This is a genomic window from Kitasatospora sp. NPDC029312 (assembly GCF_055569215.1).
The window spans coordinates 19,204-35,606 of sequence record NZ_JBVHXY010000025.1 but is presented as its reverse complement, the minus strand read 5'-3'; the positions used below and the strand labels follow the sequence as shown (position 1 = coordinate 35,606).

The following is a 16,403-nucleotide window of genomic DNA, read 5'->3' as shown; positions in this document are numbered from 1 at the left end:
CCGTGGCCGAGGACGAGAAGAACCCCGCCCGCGAGATCATCGCCGACTACGCCCAAGCGCACTTCCGGTACTTCCGCACCGCCGACGGCACCGTGTACGCGCAGCGCACCGGCCACCCCGTGGCCCGCCCGATCCGTTCCCAGGGCACGACGGGCAGCCACCGCCAGGAACTCATCGTCGGCCTGTACCGGGACGGAGTCGGCGTGTTCAACGGGACTGCCATGAAGGAAGCGCTCGACCTGATCGAAGCGCTGGCGCTGACCGAGGACGTGCAGCCCGTCCACATCCGGGTGGCCCCCGGGTTCGACGGGGCGACGTGGCTCGACCTGGGCCGCGCCGACGGCCTGTCCGTGCGCATCCACCCCACCGGGTGGGACATCACCGTCCCCGACCCGCGTGAGGTCTGCTGGAGGCGCACCCAGCTCACCGGAGAGCTGCCCCTGCCGGCCAAGGACACCGACGGCAAGGGCATCGACCTGCTGCTGCGGCTGACGAACTTCACCGACGCCCAGACCGAATGCCTGGCCCTCGCGTGGCTGATCGGCTGCCTGGGGCCCGGCGTTCCCGTGCCTGCCCCGTTCCTCACCGGCCCTCAGGGCGCGGGCAAGTCCACGGCCGGCCGGATGCTCGTGCGGATCATCGAGGGCATGAGCGGTGACCTGCGCCGGGCCCCGAAGGACGAAGACAACCTGATCGCCGCCGTCGCGGCCGGATGGGTCACCGCCCTGGACAACCTCTCCCACATGACCCCGGACCTGTCCGACACCATGTGCTGCATCGTGACCGGTGTCGAGTCCGTCAAACGCGCCCTGTTCACCGACGGGGACGTGCACCGCTCCGCCTACCGCCGCCCCCTGCTCCTGACCGGCATCGACGTCGGCGTCATCCGCCCCGACCTCGCCGAACGCCTCCTGCCCCTGCGCTTGGAGCGGCCCCGCGTCCGCCGCACCGAGGCGGAGCTGTGGGCCGAGTACGCGGACGTCCTGCCGATCGTCCTCGGGTCCCTGCTCGACCTCACGGTCAAGGTCCGCGCGGCCCAGGCGGAGACGCCCACCGACCTGCGGATGGCGGACTTCGCCCACCTGTGCGCGCAGCTCGACGCGGCAACCGGCTTCCGGGCGCTCGCCACCTACCGGGCCAGCCTGAATGACCTGAACGACGACGTCATCGAGGGCGACCTGCTCGCGCAGACCGTCCTCAAGCACGCCGAGACCATCGACAAGGGCACGGCGCAGCGCATGACCTCCACCGAGTGGCTGCAGGTGCTCAGCCGCCTCTACAGCGGCGATGACCTGCGCTCGCTGCCCAAGGGCTGGCCGACCACCGGCAAGGTCCTCTCCGACCGGCTCAAGCGCCTTCAGCCGACGCTGGCGGCCCGGGGTGTCCTCATCGACACGGGTCGCACGTTCGAGGGCCGTTACCTCGAAATGGGCCGCCCGGCCCCCGCGCCCACGCACGCACAGCCACGGCTGCACTGATCCGCCCCGCCCGGACAGGCAAGAAGAGCACCTGGCTCCGCCCCGCCCGGGTGCTCCTCTTGCTGTTCGGCGAAGCCGCCAAAGGTCGCGCCGCGCAGCGGCTCCTTCCTCACGCTGTAAGGCACGCCTAACTACAACAACAGCCCCTTCTTTTTCCTAAGTAGGAAGACGCTGCGTCATGTGCGTCATGCAGGACGGAAAACGGCTCGTGGCCTGCGCCGATACCCATGACGCAGACGACGGACGCTGCGTCATCCTGCGTCATCTGCGTCATGCGATGACGCAGCCCATGTCGCAGCCGTGACGCAACCCCCGAGCGCTGCGTCATGCAAAGCCCCAGGTCAGAGGCTCGCATGACGCTGATGGCGCAATGACGCAGAAATCCGAACCTCGGACACGAACCCACCGCCCGCTCCCTTCGCCAAGGAGTTGCCGCAGTGACCGTCACCATTCCCGGGGGCCACCCCGACTACGACCCCACCCTTATCGCCCTCACAGTCGAGGAGGCCGCCCGCCGGCTCAGCATCGGCCGCACCACCATGTACGCCCTGATCAAGGGCGGAGAGATCGAGACCATCCCGATCGGCCGGGCCCGGCGCGTGCCGGCCGAGGCCGTTGTCGAGTTCACCCGCAGCCGCATGCGGAAGATCGCCAACCCCATCGCAGCCTGAGGAGAAGTGTCTGTGACGAAGCGCGCCAAGCGCCCTGACGGAACGTCGTCCATCTACTTCGGCAAGGACGGCTACTGGCACGGTCGTGTGACCGTCGGAGTTCGCGACGACGGCAAGCCCGACCGTCGCCACGTGATGAGTAAGGTGAGTGAGGCCGAAGTCATCCGCAAAGTCCGCGAGTTGGAGAAGCAGCGCGACGCGGGGAAGGTTCGCAAGCCCGGGAAGCCCTGGACGTTGAAGGCGTGGCTCCTGCACTGGGTTGAGGAGATCGCCAAGCCGTCTGTTCGGGACACCACCTACAGCGGCTACGAGGTGGCTGTCCGGGTCCACCTGATCCCCGGGGTCGGCGCGCACCGACTCGACAAGCTGGAACCGGAGCACCTGGAACGCTTCTACACGAAGATGCGGTCCAAGGGCAGCAAGCCTGCCACCGTCCACCAGGTCCATCGCACGGTTCACACCGCGCTCAACCACGCGCTCCGGCGCGGCCACGTCACCCGGAACGTGGCGTCCCTTGCCGTGCCGCCTCGGATCGAGGAAGAGGAGGTGGAGCCCTACGACATTGAGGAGGTGCAGCGACTGCTTGCCGCGGCTACCAAGCTGCCCAACAGCACCCGGTGGTCCATCGCCCTCGCCCTCGGGCTCCGGCAGGGGGAGGCCCTGGGCCTGCGCTGGGTGGACGTGGACCTCACCACCGGCACTTTGCGCGTCCGGAAGAACCGTCTCCGGCCGAAGTACAAGCACGGCTGTGGAGGCGATTGCGGTCGGAAGCCCGGCTACTGCAAGCAGCGGCTGCGGCGGAATGAGGACACCGCGAACACCAAGTCGAAGGCAGGCCGCCGGGTCATCGGTTTGCCGGACGAACTGATCCGGCTGCTGGAGCTGCACCGGGAGGAGCAGGAGCGCGACCGCCGCCGGGCCGGGCAGGAGTGGAACGACAGCGGATACGTCTTCACCTCCCCCTTCGGATGGCCGTTGGTGCCGAGCACCGACTACGACACGTGGAAGCGCCTGCTCTCCGACGCCAAGGTTCGGGACGGTCGACTGCACGACGCCCGGCACACCGCCGCCACGGTGCTGCTGATTCTCGGCGTCCCGGAGCGCGTGGTCATGCAGATCATGGGGTGGTCGTCCACGGCGATGGCCGCGCGCTACCAGCACGTGACGAGCGGCATCCTCAAGGACGTCGCCAAGCGCGTGGGCGGACTCATCTGGCAGGTGGCCAAGGGTGCGAACGAAGGTAGCCCGGAGTCTCCTGAACAGGAGCGTTGAGACTGCAGACGAGACTGCGAACAACGAAGGCCCCGACCGGAACCCGGTCGGGGCCTTTCGTTTGCCCTGGTGGGCGAAGGCGGAGGATACGAGATTCGAACTCGTGAGGGGTTGCCCCCAACACGCTTTCCAAGCGTGCGCCCTAGGCCTCTAGGCGAATCCTCCGTGGGAGAGCTTAGTACATGTTTCGGGGTGCTCGCGACCAGCTATCCCGCAGGCGGGAGGGTGGGGGTGGCCTGTGGATCGTTGGGGCTGGGATCCGGTAGTGTGGGGGTCAGCCCCTCGTGTGGCGTTATCTCTCTGAACCCCCCCAGGGCCGGAAGGCAGCAAGGGTAGGAGGGCTCTGGCGGGTGCACGGGGGGTCTTTGCGTTCCTGGGAAGGGGTGCGGCGGGGACGGGGAGTGAAGGGGCGACGCGTTTGTCGGTCCGTCCCGATATCGTCGGTGGTGTGTCCCTAGCCCTGTACCGCCGCTATCGCCCCGAGACCTTCGTGGAGGTCATCGGTCAGGAGCACGTGACCGCTCCGCTCCAGCAGGCCCTGCGCAACAACAGGGTCAACCACGCGTACCTGTTCAGCGGGCCGCGCGGTTGTGGCAAGACGACGAGCGCGCGCATCCTGGCCCGCTGTCTGAACTGTGAACAGGGGCCGACGCCGACGCCCTGCGGGGAGTGCCAGTCCTGTCGGGACCTCGCGACCGGCGGGCCCGGATCGATCGACGTGATCGAGATCGACGCGGCCTCGCACGGTGGTGTGGACGACGCGCGTGAGCTGCGTGAGCGGGCGTTCTTCGCGCCGGTGCACAGCCGGTACAAGATCTTCATCCTGGACGAGGCCCACATGGTGACCTCGGCCGGGTTCAACGCGCTGCTCAAGGTGGTCGAGGAGCCGCCGGAGCACCTCAAGTTCATCTTCGCGACGACCGAGCCGGAGAAGGTGATCGGGACGATCCGGTCCCGTACCCACCACTATCCGTTCCGGCTGGTCCCGCCCGGCACGCTGCGCGACTACCTGGCGGACGTCTGCCGCCGCGAGGACATCCAGGTCGAGGACTCGGTGTTCCCGCTGGTGGTTCGGGCCGGGGCGGGCTCGGTGCGTGACTCGATGTCGGTCATGGACCAGCTGCTGGCCGGCGCCGGGGCGGAGGGCGTCACGTACCAGATGGCGACCGCGCTGCTCGGGTACACGGACTCCGCGCTGCTGGACGAGGTGGTGGACGCCTTCGCCGCGCACGACGGGGCCACGGTGTTCCAGGTGATCGACCGGGTGGTCGAGGGCGGCCACGACCCGCGGCGCTTCGTCACAGACCTGCTGGAGCGGCTGCGCGACCTGGTGATCCTCGCCACGGTGCCGGACGCCGGTGAGAAGGGGCTGATCGACGCCCCGGCGGACCGGGTCGCGGTGATGCAGGCGCAGGCGGACGCGTTCGGCGCGGCCGAGCTGAGCCGGGCGGCGGACATCGTCAACACCGGGCTGACCGAGATGCGCGGCAATGCGGCGCCCCGGCTGCAGCTGGAGCTGATCTGTGCCCGGGTGATGCTGCCGGGCGCGTACAGCGACGAGCTGTCGCTGCAGGCGCGGCTGGACAAGTTGGAGCGGCGGGCGGCGGCGGGCGGGTTCGCCGCGAGTGCGGGGGCGGCGCCGATGGCTGCCCCGATCGCTCCGGCTGCTCCGGCGGGAGCGCTGACCCCGTCGGCCCCGAGCCCGGCGCCGGCCCCCGCTCCGGAGTCGGTGCCTCAAGCAGCCCCGGCACAGGCCACGCCCGTGCCGCCGGCTCCGCAGCCTGCGGCTCCCGCCGGCCCCACGCCGGGCGCCTGGCCGATCCCGCGCAGCTTCCAGCCCGCCGGGGCCGCTCCGGCTCCTGCCGCGCCCCCCGCACCGCAGCCGCCGGCGGCCGCGGCTCCGGCTCCGACGTCTGCCCCGGCGCCGGCACCCCCGCCCGTCGCGGCACCGGCACCGGCACCCGCGCCCGCCGCCGGCGGGCAGCCGTCCCCGGCCGCGCAGCAGGGCGCCGCGCAGGTTCGGCAGCTGTGGCCGCAGATCCTGGAGGCGGTGAAGAACCGCCGCCGCTTCACCTGGATCCTGCTCAGCCAGAACGGCCAGGTGGCCGGGTTCGACGGCAACGTGCTCCAGGTGTCCTTCATCAACGCCGGTGCCCGGGACAGCTTCGTCGGCAGCAACAGCGACGACGTGCTGCGCCAGGCGCTGGCGGACGCGCTGGGTGTGGACTGGCGGATCGAGTGCATCGTGGACCCGTCGGGCGGTGGCGGGGGTGCCGGCGGTGCCGGCGCGGCCCCGGGCGCTGCTCCGGCCGGTGGGGGGTGGGGGGCCCCGGCCCGTCCGGCCGCCGCGCCGCCGATGGCCGCCCCCGCCCCGGCACCGGTCCAGCAGGCCCCCACGGCTCCAGCGGCCCCCGCGCCGGTGCAGCCGCGGCCCCAGGCGCCGGCTCCCGCGCCGGTTCAGGCTCCGCCGTCCGCGGCGGTACCGCAGGCCCGTCCGGTGCAGTCGGTGGCCCCGGAGGACGACATCCCGGAGGAGGACGACCCCGACCTCAACGAGGAGGCGTTTTCCGGCCAGGAGTTGATCATTCGGGAGCTGGGCGCCACGGTGCTGGAGGAGATCCGCCACCGCGGCAACTGACCCCGGCCTCCGGGCGAGGACGTAGGCTCGGCGGCGACGAACGACGAACCGCGTGACAGCAAGGAGTGAGCCGTGTTCCCCGGTGGCGGTCAGCCCAACATGCAGCAGTTGCTCAAGCAGGCGCAGAAGATGCAGGAGGAGCTCGCCAAGGCCCAGCAGGAGCTGGCCGAGGCGAAGGTGAACGGCACGGCGGGCGGCGGTCTGGTCGAGGCCACGGTGACGGGCTCCGGCGAGCTGGTGGCACTGACCATCGCCCCGGACGCCGTCGACCCGGAGGACACCGAGACCCTGGCCGACCTGATCCTGGCGGCCGTCCGGGACGCCAACCAGGCTGCGCAAAAGATGCAGGCCGAGCGGATGGGCCCGCTCACCCAGGGGCTGGGCGGCGGCGGCATCCCCGGTCTTCCGTTCTGACGCGACCGACGCGACCGGAACGCCGGCGGGAGCGGCCGGTCCACCTGCCGGAGCGGCCCGGAACGTAGGTCGGGTCGCCGGAACGCAGGCCGGGCGGCGGAAGAAGCCGCAGGTCACGGCCCGCGTCAAGACCCGGTCTGTCAAGCAAACAGTCTGTAGTTCATACGACGGGCCCATGTGATTTCTGTGGGAGTCGGGCGTCGGGCGGTGTGTCCGGCGCCCGATTCGTTGGATGATGGCACCGGAGCACCATCGACCATCAGAGGGAAGGCGCGACGTGTACGAGGGCGTGGTTCAGGACCTGATCGACGAACTGGGCAGGCTGCCCGGCGTCGGGCCCAAGAGCGCCCAGCGGATCGCCTTCCACGTGCTGCAGGCCGACCCGACGGACGTGCGCCGCCTCGCGCACGCGCTGCTGGAGGTCAAGGACAAGGTCCGCTTCTGCGCGGTCTGCGGCAATGTCGCGGAGGCCGAGCAGTGCCGGGTCTGCCTGGACCCGCGCCGCGACCTCAGCGTCATCTGCGTGGTCGAGGAGCCGAAGGACGTCGTCGCCATCGAGCGCACCCGTGAGTTCCGCGGCCGCTACCACGTGCTGGGCGGCGCGATCAGCCCCATCGAGGGCGTCGGCCCGGACGACCTGCGCATCCGTGAGCTGCTCTCGCGCCTCGCGGACGGCACCGTCACCGAGCTGATCCTGGCCACCGACCCCAACCTGGAGGGGGAGGCGACCGCCACCTATCTGGCCCGGCTCTGCAAGCCGATGGGCCTGAAGGTGACCCGCCTGGCGAGCGGACTGCCCGTCGGCGGGGACCTGGAGTACGCGGACGAGGTGACCCTCGGCCGCGCCTTCGAAGGGAGACGACTGCTCGATGTCTGACCGGACCACCACCCAGCAGCCCCACGGGGAGCCCTCGAACCACGCCCCGCACGCCCCGCAGGCCCACGCCCCGCACGTCCACGGTCACGGCTCGGAGCCGGACGACTTCGCCGTGCAGATCGCCGACTCGGTGGAGAGCTTCGTGCTGGCCGTCACCGAGGTCGCCAAGGGTGACGAACCGGGCAGCGCGGTCTCGCTGCTGCTCCTGGAGGTCTCCCAGCTGCTGCTGACCGGTGGCCGGCTGGGCGCCATCGAGGACGTCGTCCCTGACGACCGCTTCGAGCCCGATACCGGGCCGGAGCCGGACGGCGAGCAGCTGCGCGAGCGCCTCGCCGAGCTGCTCGCGCCGATCGACGTCTACCACGAGGTCTTCGACCCATACGGGCCGCCGGAGAAGCCGAACGCCTTCCGGATCTCGGACGACCTGGCCGGCGTGGTCGGCGAACTCCAGCACGGCCTGACCCACTACCGCGAGGGCCGGGTCAGCGAGGCGCTGTGGTGGTGGCAGTTCTCGTACCTGTCCAACTGGGGCACGACCTGCACGGCGGTGCTGCGGGCGCTGCAGTCGCTGATCGCCCACGTCCGGCTGGACAGCCCGATCGGAGCCGCGCCGGACGGTGCGGACACCGACGACGACGGGCTCACCGACGAGCAGCTGGAGAAGCAGGCGGGCGACCTGATGGCGGCCGAGCTCGGTCTCGGGCGGTAGCGGTAGCGGTAGCGGTAGCGGTAGCGCGGTAGTGGTAGACGTTCAGCGGCGCACCCGGGGGTGCACGCTGGGCGGTGCGCCGGGCGGTGCTACGGCGGGCGGGCGCACCGGACGGCGGTGCCTCAAGCAGCCGTCCGTGAACGTGTGACGGAGAACTCAGCAGCCCGCCCCGGAAAAGAAATCCGGCCGAGGCGGCGTCCGTTCCTCCGGCGATTCTCCGCAATGGCGCCGAATACCCCGCAGACCTGCCGGTGACGGCCCCCGCGGCGCCGCTCACGTGCTGAAACGGGCGTCTCATCATATGGAAACCGGCAGTTGCGGGACCCCTCCTCGGTAGACTGACGCCGACCGCATCCCCCTTCCACCCCAGGGGGTACGGGGGCCTTCCGCCCCCGCAAACGACCCAAGTCGAGGAGCGCACGTGGGCCTTGTCGTGCAGAAGTACGGCGGCTCATCCGTTGCGGATGCCGAGGGCATCAAGCGCGTGGCCCGTCGAATCGTTGACGCCAAGAAGGCCGGCCATGAGGTCGTCGTCGTGGTGTCCGCGATGGGCGACACGACGGACGAGCTCATCGAACTCGCGGAGCAGGTGTCACCGCTTCCTGCCGGCCGTGAGTTCGACATGCTGCTGACGGCTGGAGAGCGCATCTCCATGGCGCTGCTGGCCATGGCGATCAAATCCCTGGGTCACGAGGCCCAGTCCTTCACGGGCAGCCAGGCCGGTGTCATCACCGACTCCGTCCACAACAAGGCGCGCATCATCGACGTCACGCCGGGGCGCATCCGCACCGCCCTGGACGAGGGCAACATCGCGATCGTGGCCGGCTTCCAGGGCGTGTCCCAGACCAGCAAGGACATCACCACGCTGGGCCGGGGCGGCTCGGACACCACCGCCGTCGCCCTCGCGGCGGCGCTCAAGGCCGAGGTCTGCGAGATCTACACCGACGTGGACGGCGTGTTCACCGCCGACCCGCGCGTGGTGAAGAAGGCCCGCAAGATCGACTGGATCGCGTACGAGGACATGCTGGAGCTGGCCTCGTCCGGTTCCAAGGTGCTGCTCGACCGCTGTGTGGAGTACGCGCGCCGCTACAACATCCCGATTCACGTACGCTCGTCCTTCTCGGGTCTCCCCGGGACGATCGTCAGCAACGACAACCCGAACAAGCCCGAAGGGGGCGAGATGGAGCAGGCCATCATCTCCGGAGTCGCCCACGACACCTCCGAGGCCAAGGTCACGGTCGTCGGCGTGCCCGACAAGCCGGGCGAGGCGGCGCGCATCTTCCGTGCCATCGCCGACGCCGAGGTCAACATCGACATGGTGGTGCAGAACGTCTCCGCCGCGTCGACCGGCCTGACCGACATCTCCTTCACCCTGCCCAAGGCGGAGGGCCAGAAGGCCATCGACGCGCTCGGCCGGGTCAAGGAGGGCATCGGCTACGAGTCGCTGCGCTACGACGACGCGATCGGCAAGATCTCGCTGGTCGGCGCCGGCATGCGCTCCAACCCGGGTGTCACCGCGACCTTCTTCGAGGCGCTCTCCGCCGCGGGCGTGAACATCGAGCTGATCTCCACCTCGGAGATCCGCATCTCGGTGGTCACCCGCGCCGAGGACGTCCCGGAGGCGGTCCGCGCCGTGCACAGCGCCTTCGGGCTGGACAGCGAGACGGACGAGGCGGTCGTCTACGGCGGCACCGGGCGATGACCCGGAAGCCGGACGGGGGTCGCGGGCGGTGACCCGGAAGCCGGACGAGGACACCGGGCGATGACCCGGCGTCCGAACCTGGCCGTCGTCGGCGCCACCGGCGCGGTCGGCGAGGTGCTGCTCGGCCTGCTCTCCCTCCGTCAGGACGTCTGGGGCGAGGTCCGGCTCGTCGCCTCTCCCCGCTCGGCCGGCCGTGCGCCGGTCGTCCGCGGGGAGGCGGTCGCGGTGGTCCCGCTGACGGAGGAGGCCTTCGCCGGGATAGACGTCGCCGTGTTCGCCGTCCCCGACCGGGTCTCCGCCCAGTGGGCGCCGATCGCGGCGGCCAAGGGCGTCGTGGTGGTCGACGACTCGGCCGCCTTCCGCACCACCGGGGACGTGCCGCTGGTCGTTCCCGAGGTCAACGCGGCCGCGCTGCGGATCCGTCCGCGCGGCATCGTGGCCAGCCCGGCCGGCACGACGCTCGCGCTGGTCGCGGCGGTCGGCGCGCTGCACGCCGAGTACGGGCTGGAGCAGCTGGTCGTCGCCACCTACCAGGCGGCCAGCGGTGAGGGCCGCGGAGGCGTCGCGGCGCTGCGCGAGCAGATCGCGCTGGTGGCCGGCACCGAGGTCGGCCGGCAGACCGGCGACCTGCGGGTGGTGATCGCCGACGACGGGCCGTTCGCCGCCCCGCTCGCCCTCAACGCGGTGCCCTGGACCGGCGGCCTGTGCGAGGGCGGTTGGGCCGCCCAGGAGCTCGGCCTGCGCGACGAGGCCCGCAAGATCCTCGGCCTGCCGGCCCTGAAGGTCTCCGCGACCTGCGTCCGCGTCCCGGTGGTCCGCACCCACGCGCTCGCCGTGCACGCGCGGTTCGAACGCGAGGTCAGCCAGGCGCATGCGCAGGACATCCTGCGTGAGACCCCCGGCGTGGTGCTCTACGACGACCCGGCGGCCGGGGAGTTCCCGACGCCGAACGACGTGGTCGGCACCGACCCGGTCTGGGTCGGCCGGGTGCGCCGGGCGCTGGACGAGCCGGACGCGCTGGACCTCTTCCTCTGCGGCGACAACCTGCGCAAGGGCGCCGCGCTGAACCTGCTGCAGATCGCCGAGCTGGTGGCCGCCGAGCTGGCGACCGGCGAGCCGTCGGCCGATGAGCCGGCCGACCAGTGAGTCGGCGACCGGCGAACCGGCGGCCGATGAGTGACGGCAGGGGCGGAACGGGCCCCGTGGCCCGGTGATCTGAGGGCCCCTTGTGCCCGTGGATGTCCGGACCTGTGTCCGCTCCTCGACACAATCCGTCCGGAATCCCGGGGGAATCCCCTGGAGGCCCCTTCCGCCGATGCGGAAGAATGGCCCCCGGGATGGGCAACCATGACAGGGGATCGAGTGTCCAACGGGCGTGGCGAACGTGATGGTGGGGGCAAGGACGGGCATTCCGGCGAGAGCCGCGGTGGCCTTCCCGTCGCGCGCCCCCTGGTCTTCGAGTAGGCCGGAAGACGACCAGATGACGGCGGCCGCACCCGGTGCGGCGGACTCCGGTGCCGGTACCGACGCGGGTACCAGCGAGGACCTGCTCACCGAGACCTACCAGGCGCACTACCGCTCGCTGCTGCGGCTTGCCGCGCTGCTCCTGGACGACCTCTCCACCTGCGAGGACGTCGTCCAGGAGGCCTTCATCCGGGTGCACGCCGCCCGGCGCCGGGTGCGCGAACCCGAGAAGACCCTGGCCTACCTGCGGCAGACGGTGGTGAACCTGTCGCGTTCCACGCTGCGACGCCGGATCCTCGGCCTGCGACTGCTGCCCAAGCCGATGCCTGACATGGCCAGTGCAGAAGAAGGTGCCTACGATGCCCTGGAGCGCGACCAGCTGAAGGCCGCGCTCCGTGGTCTGCAACGCCGTCAGCGGGAGGTTCTGGTGCTCCGTTACTTCGTGGACATGACGGAGGCGCAGGTCGCAGACACCCTGGGCATCTCGCTCGGTTCGGTGAAGGCCTACGGATCCCGCGGACTCGCCGCCCTCCGGATCCAGATGGAGGCCGGACATGGCTGACGGCGCCTGGCAGCGGCCCGGGGACGACGAGTTCCCGGGGCTCTCCGCCGAGGAACGGGCGGTGCGTGAGCTGATGCACCACGCCGTGTCCGGGATCCAACCCCAGGCCGCCGCCCTGCCCAGGATCCGCCGGGCCGTCCCCCGGCGCCGGGCCGCCCGGCGCGGGGCCTGGACCGGTGCGGCGGCGCTCGCGCTGGCCGTCGCGATCGCTCTGCCTCTCGTGCACGAGGGGGACCACCTCGGACTCTCCGGCGGGCCCGGCTCGGCCGAGGTGCAGAGCCCGGCCCCCACGGCCTCCGGCGGCAGGACGACCGGCGTGATCCCCGGCACCGGCGCTGCCGCGCGCACCGGCCAGAGCGGCTCCGGAGGCACCGCGCCCTCCCCGGGCACCACCTCCACGTCGTCCGTTCCCGGTACCGACACCACCAGGGCCGGCACCACCAACCCCACCGGGGCCGGCGGCACCGGCGACGGCGGGATCATCCCGCTGTGCACCCGGACGGACCTCGGACAGGGCACCGCACAAGTCGGCGCGACCGACGCGCAGGGCCGGATCTACGGCTCCTTCACGGTCTACAACGTCTCCGGACGCAGCTGCCGCCTCGGCGGCCCCGGCGCCGTGGCCGTCACCGAGGTCAGCGGCACCGACCGCAGCCGCGTCCGTACGGCCGACCACACCGCGGGCGATCCGGCGGGCAGCCTGCCCGCGATGGACACCGAGCCGCCGGTGCTGGCGCCGCAAGCCGGGTACCGGGTGTCGTTCGTGTGGATCCCCGACCAGGGCTGCGGCTCCGGCACCGGCGGCACCGCGACCAGCGCACCCACCTCCAACCAGGCGGGCCTGACCAGCCAGGCCCCCGCCGCGGCTTCGGGCGCCCCCGCCGCCGGCGCCTCGGTGGCACCCAGCGCCAACCCGAGGGCCAGCTCCACACCCACCTCCGGCGCCACCTCGGCGTCCAGCCCGACCGCCACCCCGACCGGCGACCCCACCACCGGCCCGGCCACCGCGACCATCGCCCACACCCCGGCCCCGGGCAGCCCGGCGGTCGCGACCGCCTCGCTGCCGGTCTCCTGCGGGGGCACGCTGTACCGGGGCGGGGTGCAGCCCGTGGGCGGACCGGCCGCCCAGCCGTCGGGGACGCCGACGGGGGGTTGAGCGGGGTGCTGGGGCGTCGGCGGCGCGAGCGTCGGTGAGGGCGGGCTGAAGGCGCGCCTCCGGCGATTCCGCCCGTCCCCGGACGACCCCTGCGGTCGGGGACGGTGTGAGGAATGGTTACCGTGGGGGTGTGTACCGGTTCCTCCTGACTCCGCGCTGGCTGGGCGGCACCGCACTGGCCGTGGCGGCCGTGGCGGTGTGCGTCTGGCTGGGCACCTGGCAGCTCGGCCGGTTCGAGGACCGCGTCACCACGCACCAGGAGACCAAGCAGTCCCTCACCGCTTCGAGTGACACCAAGCCGATCGACTCCCTGCTCTCCCCGGCCAGCCCGCAGGTGACCACGGAGACCGTCGGCAAGCCCGTCACGGTGACCGGCAGCTACGACGCCCAGCACCAACTCCTCGTCCCCGACCGGGTGGTGGACGGCAAGCAGGGCTACTACGTGCTCACCCCACTGCGCACCGCCGACGGACACGCCGTCGCCGTGGTGCGCGGCTGGGCGCCCGGCTCCCCGTCCGGGGCCGTCGCCGGGATGCCGCCGGCCGGGCAGGTGACGGTCACCGGACGGCTGCAGGCCAACGAGTCGGTCGGCAGCAACGGCGCGGTGGCGGGCGGCCTGCCCGCCGGGCAGCTCGGCATGATCAACCGGGCGTCGCTGCTGAACGTGCTGGACTACGACGGCTGGTACGACGGCTGGGTGGCCGCCGACCAGGTGCCCGCCGGGCTGACCGTCGTACCGACCGTCCAGCCGCAGGGCGGGGACGGGCTCACCCTGCGCGCCTTCCAGAACCTGGGCTACACCCTGGAGTGGTTCGTCTTCGCGGGCTTCGTGGTGTTCATGTGGTTCCGCCTGCTGCGCCGTGAGGCGGAGGCGGCGCAGGACCGGGCCCTCGGGCTGGACCCGGTCCTGGACTGACCCTCGGCGGCCCTACCGCGCGGGCTTGGCGGACGCGGATGCGGGCGCGGGCAGCGTCGGCTTGGCCGGTGTCGGCACCTGGCCCGGGGGCTGGCTCGGGGTCTGCGAAGGGACGGCCGACACGGCACCGCCGAACGGCGTCGACATGTCGTCGTCCTCCTTCGGGGCCGTGTCGCGGCAGTGGCTACGGCCGGTGCCGGTGCCGTTCGAGCCGTACTGGTCGATGTGGTGGTGCACCGTACGGCCCTTCGAGCCGCTGGACCCCTTGGAGCCAGACGAGCCCGAGGAGCCCGACGAGCCCTTGGAGCCGCTCGATCCCTTCGATCCCTTGGATCCCTTCGCCAGCTGGACCGTGCTGTCGCCCGGCCGGTACACCGCCGGGGCGGCGAACGGGCCGGCGCCCGTTCCCACTTCCCCGGCCTTCGTCGCCGTCGTCGCCGTCGGCATCGGCGTCGGCGCGGGCGCCGGGACGGTCGGCGGCGCCGTGCTCGGCAGCGCCGGGCCGGCCGGAGCCGGGCAGGCCGCGTCGGCGCCGTGCGAGCCCGAGCAGCCGCTGAGCACCAGCGCCCCGGCCACCGCCGCCCCCGCGAGCGTCAGCAGACGTCTCACTCAACCGCTCCGGCGACCCGGTCGGGCACGCCCAGGTGCCGCCGGACGAAGTCGATCTCCAGCCGCAGTTGCTTGATCCGCTCCTCCACCACCAGCGAGCCGTGCCCGGCGTCGAACCGGTACACCTCGTGCGGCTTGCCGAGCTGCTCCAGCCGCTCGACGTAGTTGTCGATCTGCCGGATCGGGCAGCGCGGGTCGTTCACCCCCGCGCTGATGTAGACCGGCACCCGCACCTGTTCGACGTAGGTCAGCGGCGAGGAGGCGGTGAAGCGCTCCGGGACCTCCTCCGGGGTGCCGCCGAAGAGCGTGCGGTCCAGCGACTTGAGCGCCTCCATCTCGTCGGCGTACGCGGTGTGGTAGTCCGCGACCGGCACGGCGGCGACGCCGAGCGACCAGCTGTCCGGCTGGACGCCGAGGCCCAGCAGGGTCAGGTAGCCGCCCCAGCTGCCGCCGGTCAGCACCAGGCGCCGCGGGTCGGCCAGGCCGCTGGAGACGGCCCACTCCCGGACGGCGGCGATGTCCTCCAGTTCGATCAGGCCGACCCGCTCGTGCAGCGCGTCCGTCCAGGCCTGTCCGTAGCCCGTCGAGCCGCGGTAGTTGACCCGGACGACCGCGAAGCCGTGGTCCAGCCAGGCGGCCGGGCCGGCCGCGAAGGAGTCGCTGTCGTGGTGGGTCGGGCCGCCGTGGATCTCGAAGACGGTCGGCAGCGGACCGTCGGCCGCGGCGCTGCCGGCCGGGCGCTGCACCAGGGCGTGCACCCGCCCGCCGGGGCCGTCCACCCAGACGTCCTCGACCGGAACGGACCCGGGCGGCACCGGGCCGGGCGCCCGCAGCACGACCGTCCCGGCGGTGGAGCGGACGGCGGAGGGCTCGGCGGCCGAGGACCACAGGTACTCCACGGTGCCGTCCGGACGGGCGGTGGCGCCGCCGACGGTGCCGCGCGGGGTCTCCAGGCGGGTGAGCCGGCCGTCCGCGAGCGAGTACGAGAACAGCTCGCTGCGCGCCTCGTACTCGTGCTCGACCAGCAGCGACTTCGCGCCGGGGCGCCACTGCGCGGAGACGTCGCCGGGCAGCTCGCGGCCCTGCTCGTCGCGCAGCGGGAGGGCCGTCTCGGCGCCGGTGGCGACGTCCCAGATCATCGGCTCGCAGCGGCCGGTGCGCTGGTGGGCGACCAGCATGCGGGTGTCGCCCTCGACCGGGGCGAAGCCCAGGCAGGCGACGCCGCGCGGCTCGTCCCGGCCGGTCACCTCGTCCAGCTCGGCGACGGTCTCCACGCCGTCCCCGCCGAGGCGGACCACCCGGAGCGCCGAGTGCATCGCGTCGCCGTGCTCGGTGTGGTCGATGGCGAGCAGGGTGCCGTCGTCACTGAGGTCGCCGACGCCGCCGTACTCCTCGTGCCGGTAGATCTCGACCGGCTCGGCGGCGCCCGGGCGGAGCAGGTGCAGGGTGGTGCCGTCCTCGTCGGTGGAACGGCCGACGACCACCGTGCCGTCGCGGCCGAGGGCCAGCCCGGCCGAGTAGGAGGGGGCGAGGCCGGGCACGGCCTCCTCGTCGGGGCCGCCGGCGAACGGCTGGCGGCGCCAGACGCCGAACTCGTCGCCGTCGTGGTCGTCGAACCACCAGATCCAGGCGCCGTCCGGGGACAGCTCGGCGTCGGTGGTGCCGTTCGGTCGGTCGGTGACCTGGCGGTGGGTTCCGGTGGCACGGTCCCAGGCGTAGACCTCGTAGGTGCCGGTCGCGTTGGACACGTACAGCGCTCGGTCGGGCGCGTCCTCGGCCCAGTCGGGCAGCGACACCCGTGCCGCCCTGAACCGCTGCTCCCACGCCGGTACGGCGCTCTTCTCCTCGCTCATCCGACCATCCAACCCGATCGGGGCGAGAGAACGGAACGGGCGGGTGGGGATCGCCCCACCCGCCCGGTGCCACCGGCCCCGT

At 72.3% G+C, this 16,403-nt stretch carries 14 protein-coding genes, 1 tRNA gene and 1 other RNA gene; 13 read left to right on the top strand and 3 right to left on the bottom strand.

Annotated features, from left to right (window positions below; translation table 11 throughout):
* Positions 1-2: 2 nt before the first annotated feature.
* From ACZ4WV_RS21100 to ACZ4WV_RS21090, 3 genes are all read left to right on the top strand, one after another.
* The gene (locus ACZ4WV_RS21100; protein WP_465748863.1) at positions 3-1,478 is read left to right on the top strand and encodes an ATP-binding protein; all 1,476 of its coding nucleotides are present in this window, start codon (positions 3-5) and stop codon (positions 1,476-1,478) included.
* A 437-nt stretch (positions 1,479-1,915) separates the two neighbouring features.
* Positions 1,916-2,149, top strand: coding sequence for a helix-turn-helix domain-containing protein (locus ACZ4WV_RS21095; RefSeq protein ID WP_465748861.1), 234 nt, complete (start codon positions 1,916-1,918; stop codon positions 2,147-2,149).
* 12 nt (positions 2,150-2,161) lie between these two features.
* A complete protein-coding gene (locus tag ACZ4WV_RS21090; protein WP_465748859.1) occupies positions 2,162-3,421 on the top strand; it encodes a tyrosine-type recombinase/integrase in 1,260 nt (419 codons plus the stop codon).
* Between the two features lie 80 nt (positions 3,422-3,501).
* Here the strand turns inward: ACZ4WV_RS21090 and ACZ4WV_RS21085 are convergent.
* Positions 3,502-3,586, bottom strand: a tRNA-Ser gene (locus tag ACZ4WV_RS21085).
* A 108-nt stretch (positions 3,587-3,694) separates the two neighbouring features.
* On the opposite strand from ACZ4WV_RS21085, the gene ffs reads away from it, so the two are divergent.
* From ffs to ACZ4WV_RS21035, 10 genes are all read left to right on the top strand, one after another.
* Positions 3,695-3,791: signal recognition particle sRNA small type (gene ffs / locus ACZ4WV_RS21080), an RNA gene on the top strand.
* Positions 3,792-3,869: 78 nt separating this feature from the next.
* A complete protein-coding gene (locus ACZ4WV_RS21075; protein WP_465748857.1) occupies positions 3,870-6,059 on the top strand; it encodes a DNA polymerase III subunit gamma and tau in 2,190 nt (729 codons plus the stop codon).
* A 72-nt stretch (positions 6,060-6,131) separates the two neighbouring features.
* Entirely contained in the window at positions 6,132-6,473 is a 342-nt protein-coding gene (locus tag ACZ4WV_RS21070; RefSeq protein ID WP_465748855.1) for a YbaB/EbfC family nucleoid-associated protein, read from the top strand.
* A 277-nt stretch (positions 6,474-6,750) separates the two neighbouring features.
* On the top strand, positions 6,751-7,350 hold the full coding sequence (gene recR / locus ACZ4WV_RS21065) for a recombination mediator RecR (protein WP_350742436.1): 600 nt from the start codon (positions 6,751-6,753) through the stop codon (positions 7,348-7,350).
* Positions 7,343-8,059: a DUF5063 domain-containing protein gene (locus ACZ4WV_RS21060; RefSeq protein ID WP_465748852.1), complete on the top strand. Its 717-nt coding sequence runs from the start codon at positions 7,343-7,345 to the stop codon at positions 8,057-8,059. Before recR ends, ACZ4WV_RS21060 begins: the two co-directional genes overlap by 8 nt.
* A gap of 421 nt (positions 8,060-8,480) precedes the next feature.
* On the top strand, positions 8,481-9,761 hold the full coding sequence (locus ACZ4WV_RS21055; protein ID WP_465748850.1) for an aspartate kinase: 1,281 nt from the start codon (positions 8,481-8,483) through the stop codon (positions 9,759-9,761).
* 60 nt (positions 9,762-9,821) lie between these two features.
* Positions 9,822-10,907, top strand: coding sequence for an aspartate-semialdehyde dehydrogenase (locus ACZ4WV_RS21050; RefSeq protein WP_465748848.1), 1,086 nt, complete (start codon positions 9,822-9,824; stop codon positions 10,905-10,907).
* Positions 10,908-11,241: 334 nt separating this feature from the next.
* Positions 11,242-11,787: a SigE family RNA polymerase sigma factor gene (locus ACZ4WV_RS21045; protein ID WP_465748846.1), complete on the top strand. Its 546-nt coding sequence runs from the start codon at positions 11,242-11,244 to the stop codon at positions 11,785-11,787.
* Entirely contained in the window at positions 11,780-12,943 is a 1,164-nt protein-coding gene (locus tag ACZ4WV_RS21040) for a hypothetical protein (protein ID WP_465748844.1), read from the top strand. Before ACZ4WV_RS21045 ends, ACZ4WV_RS21040 begins: the two co-directional genes overlap by 8 nt.
* 130 nt (positions 12,944-13,073) lie before the next feature.
* The gene (locus tag ACZ4WV_RS21035; RefSeq protein ID WP_465748842.1) at positions 13,074-13,859 is read left to right on the top strand and encodes an SURF1 family protein; all 786 of its coding nucleotides are present in this window, start codon (positions 13,074-13,076) and stop codon (positions 13,857-13,859) included.
* A gap of 12 nt (positions 13,860-13,871) precedes the next feature.
* Here ACZ4WV_RS21035 and ACZ4WV_RS21030 read toward each other — a convergent pair whose 3' ends face one another.
* Both ACZ4WV_RS21030 and ACZ4WV_RS21025 read right to left on the bottom strand, forming a co-directional pair.
* Positions 13,872-14,468, bottom strand: coding sequence for a hypothetical protein (locus ACZ4WV_RS21030; protein ID WP_465748840.1), 597 nt, complete (start codon positions 14,466-14,468; stop codon positions 13,872-13,874).
* Positions 14,465-16,321 carry a S9 family peptidase gene (locus tag ACZ4WV_RS21025; protein WP_465748838.1) on the bottom strand — a complete coding sequence of 619 codons (1,857 nt, stop codon included), beginning with the start codon at positions 16,319-16,321 and terminating at the stop codon, positions 14,465-14,467. Before ACZ4WV_RS21025 ends, ACZ4WV_RS21030 begins: the two co-directional genes overlap by 4 nt.
* Positions 16,322-16,403: the final 82 nt, after the last annotated feature.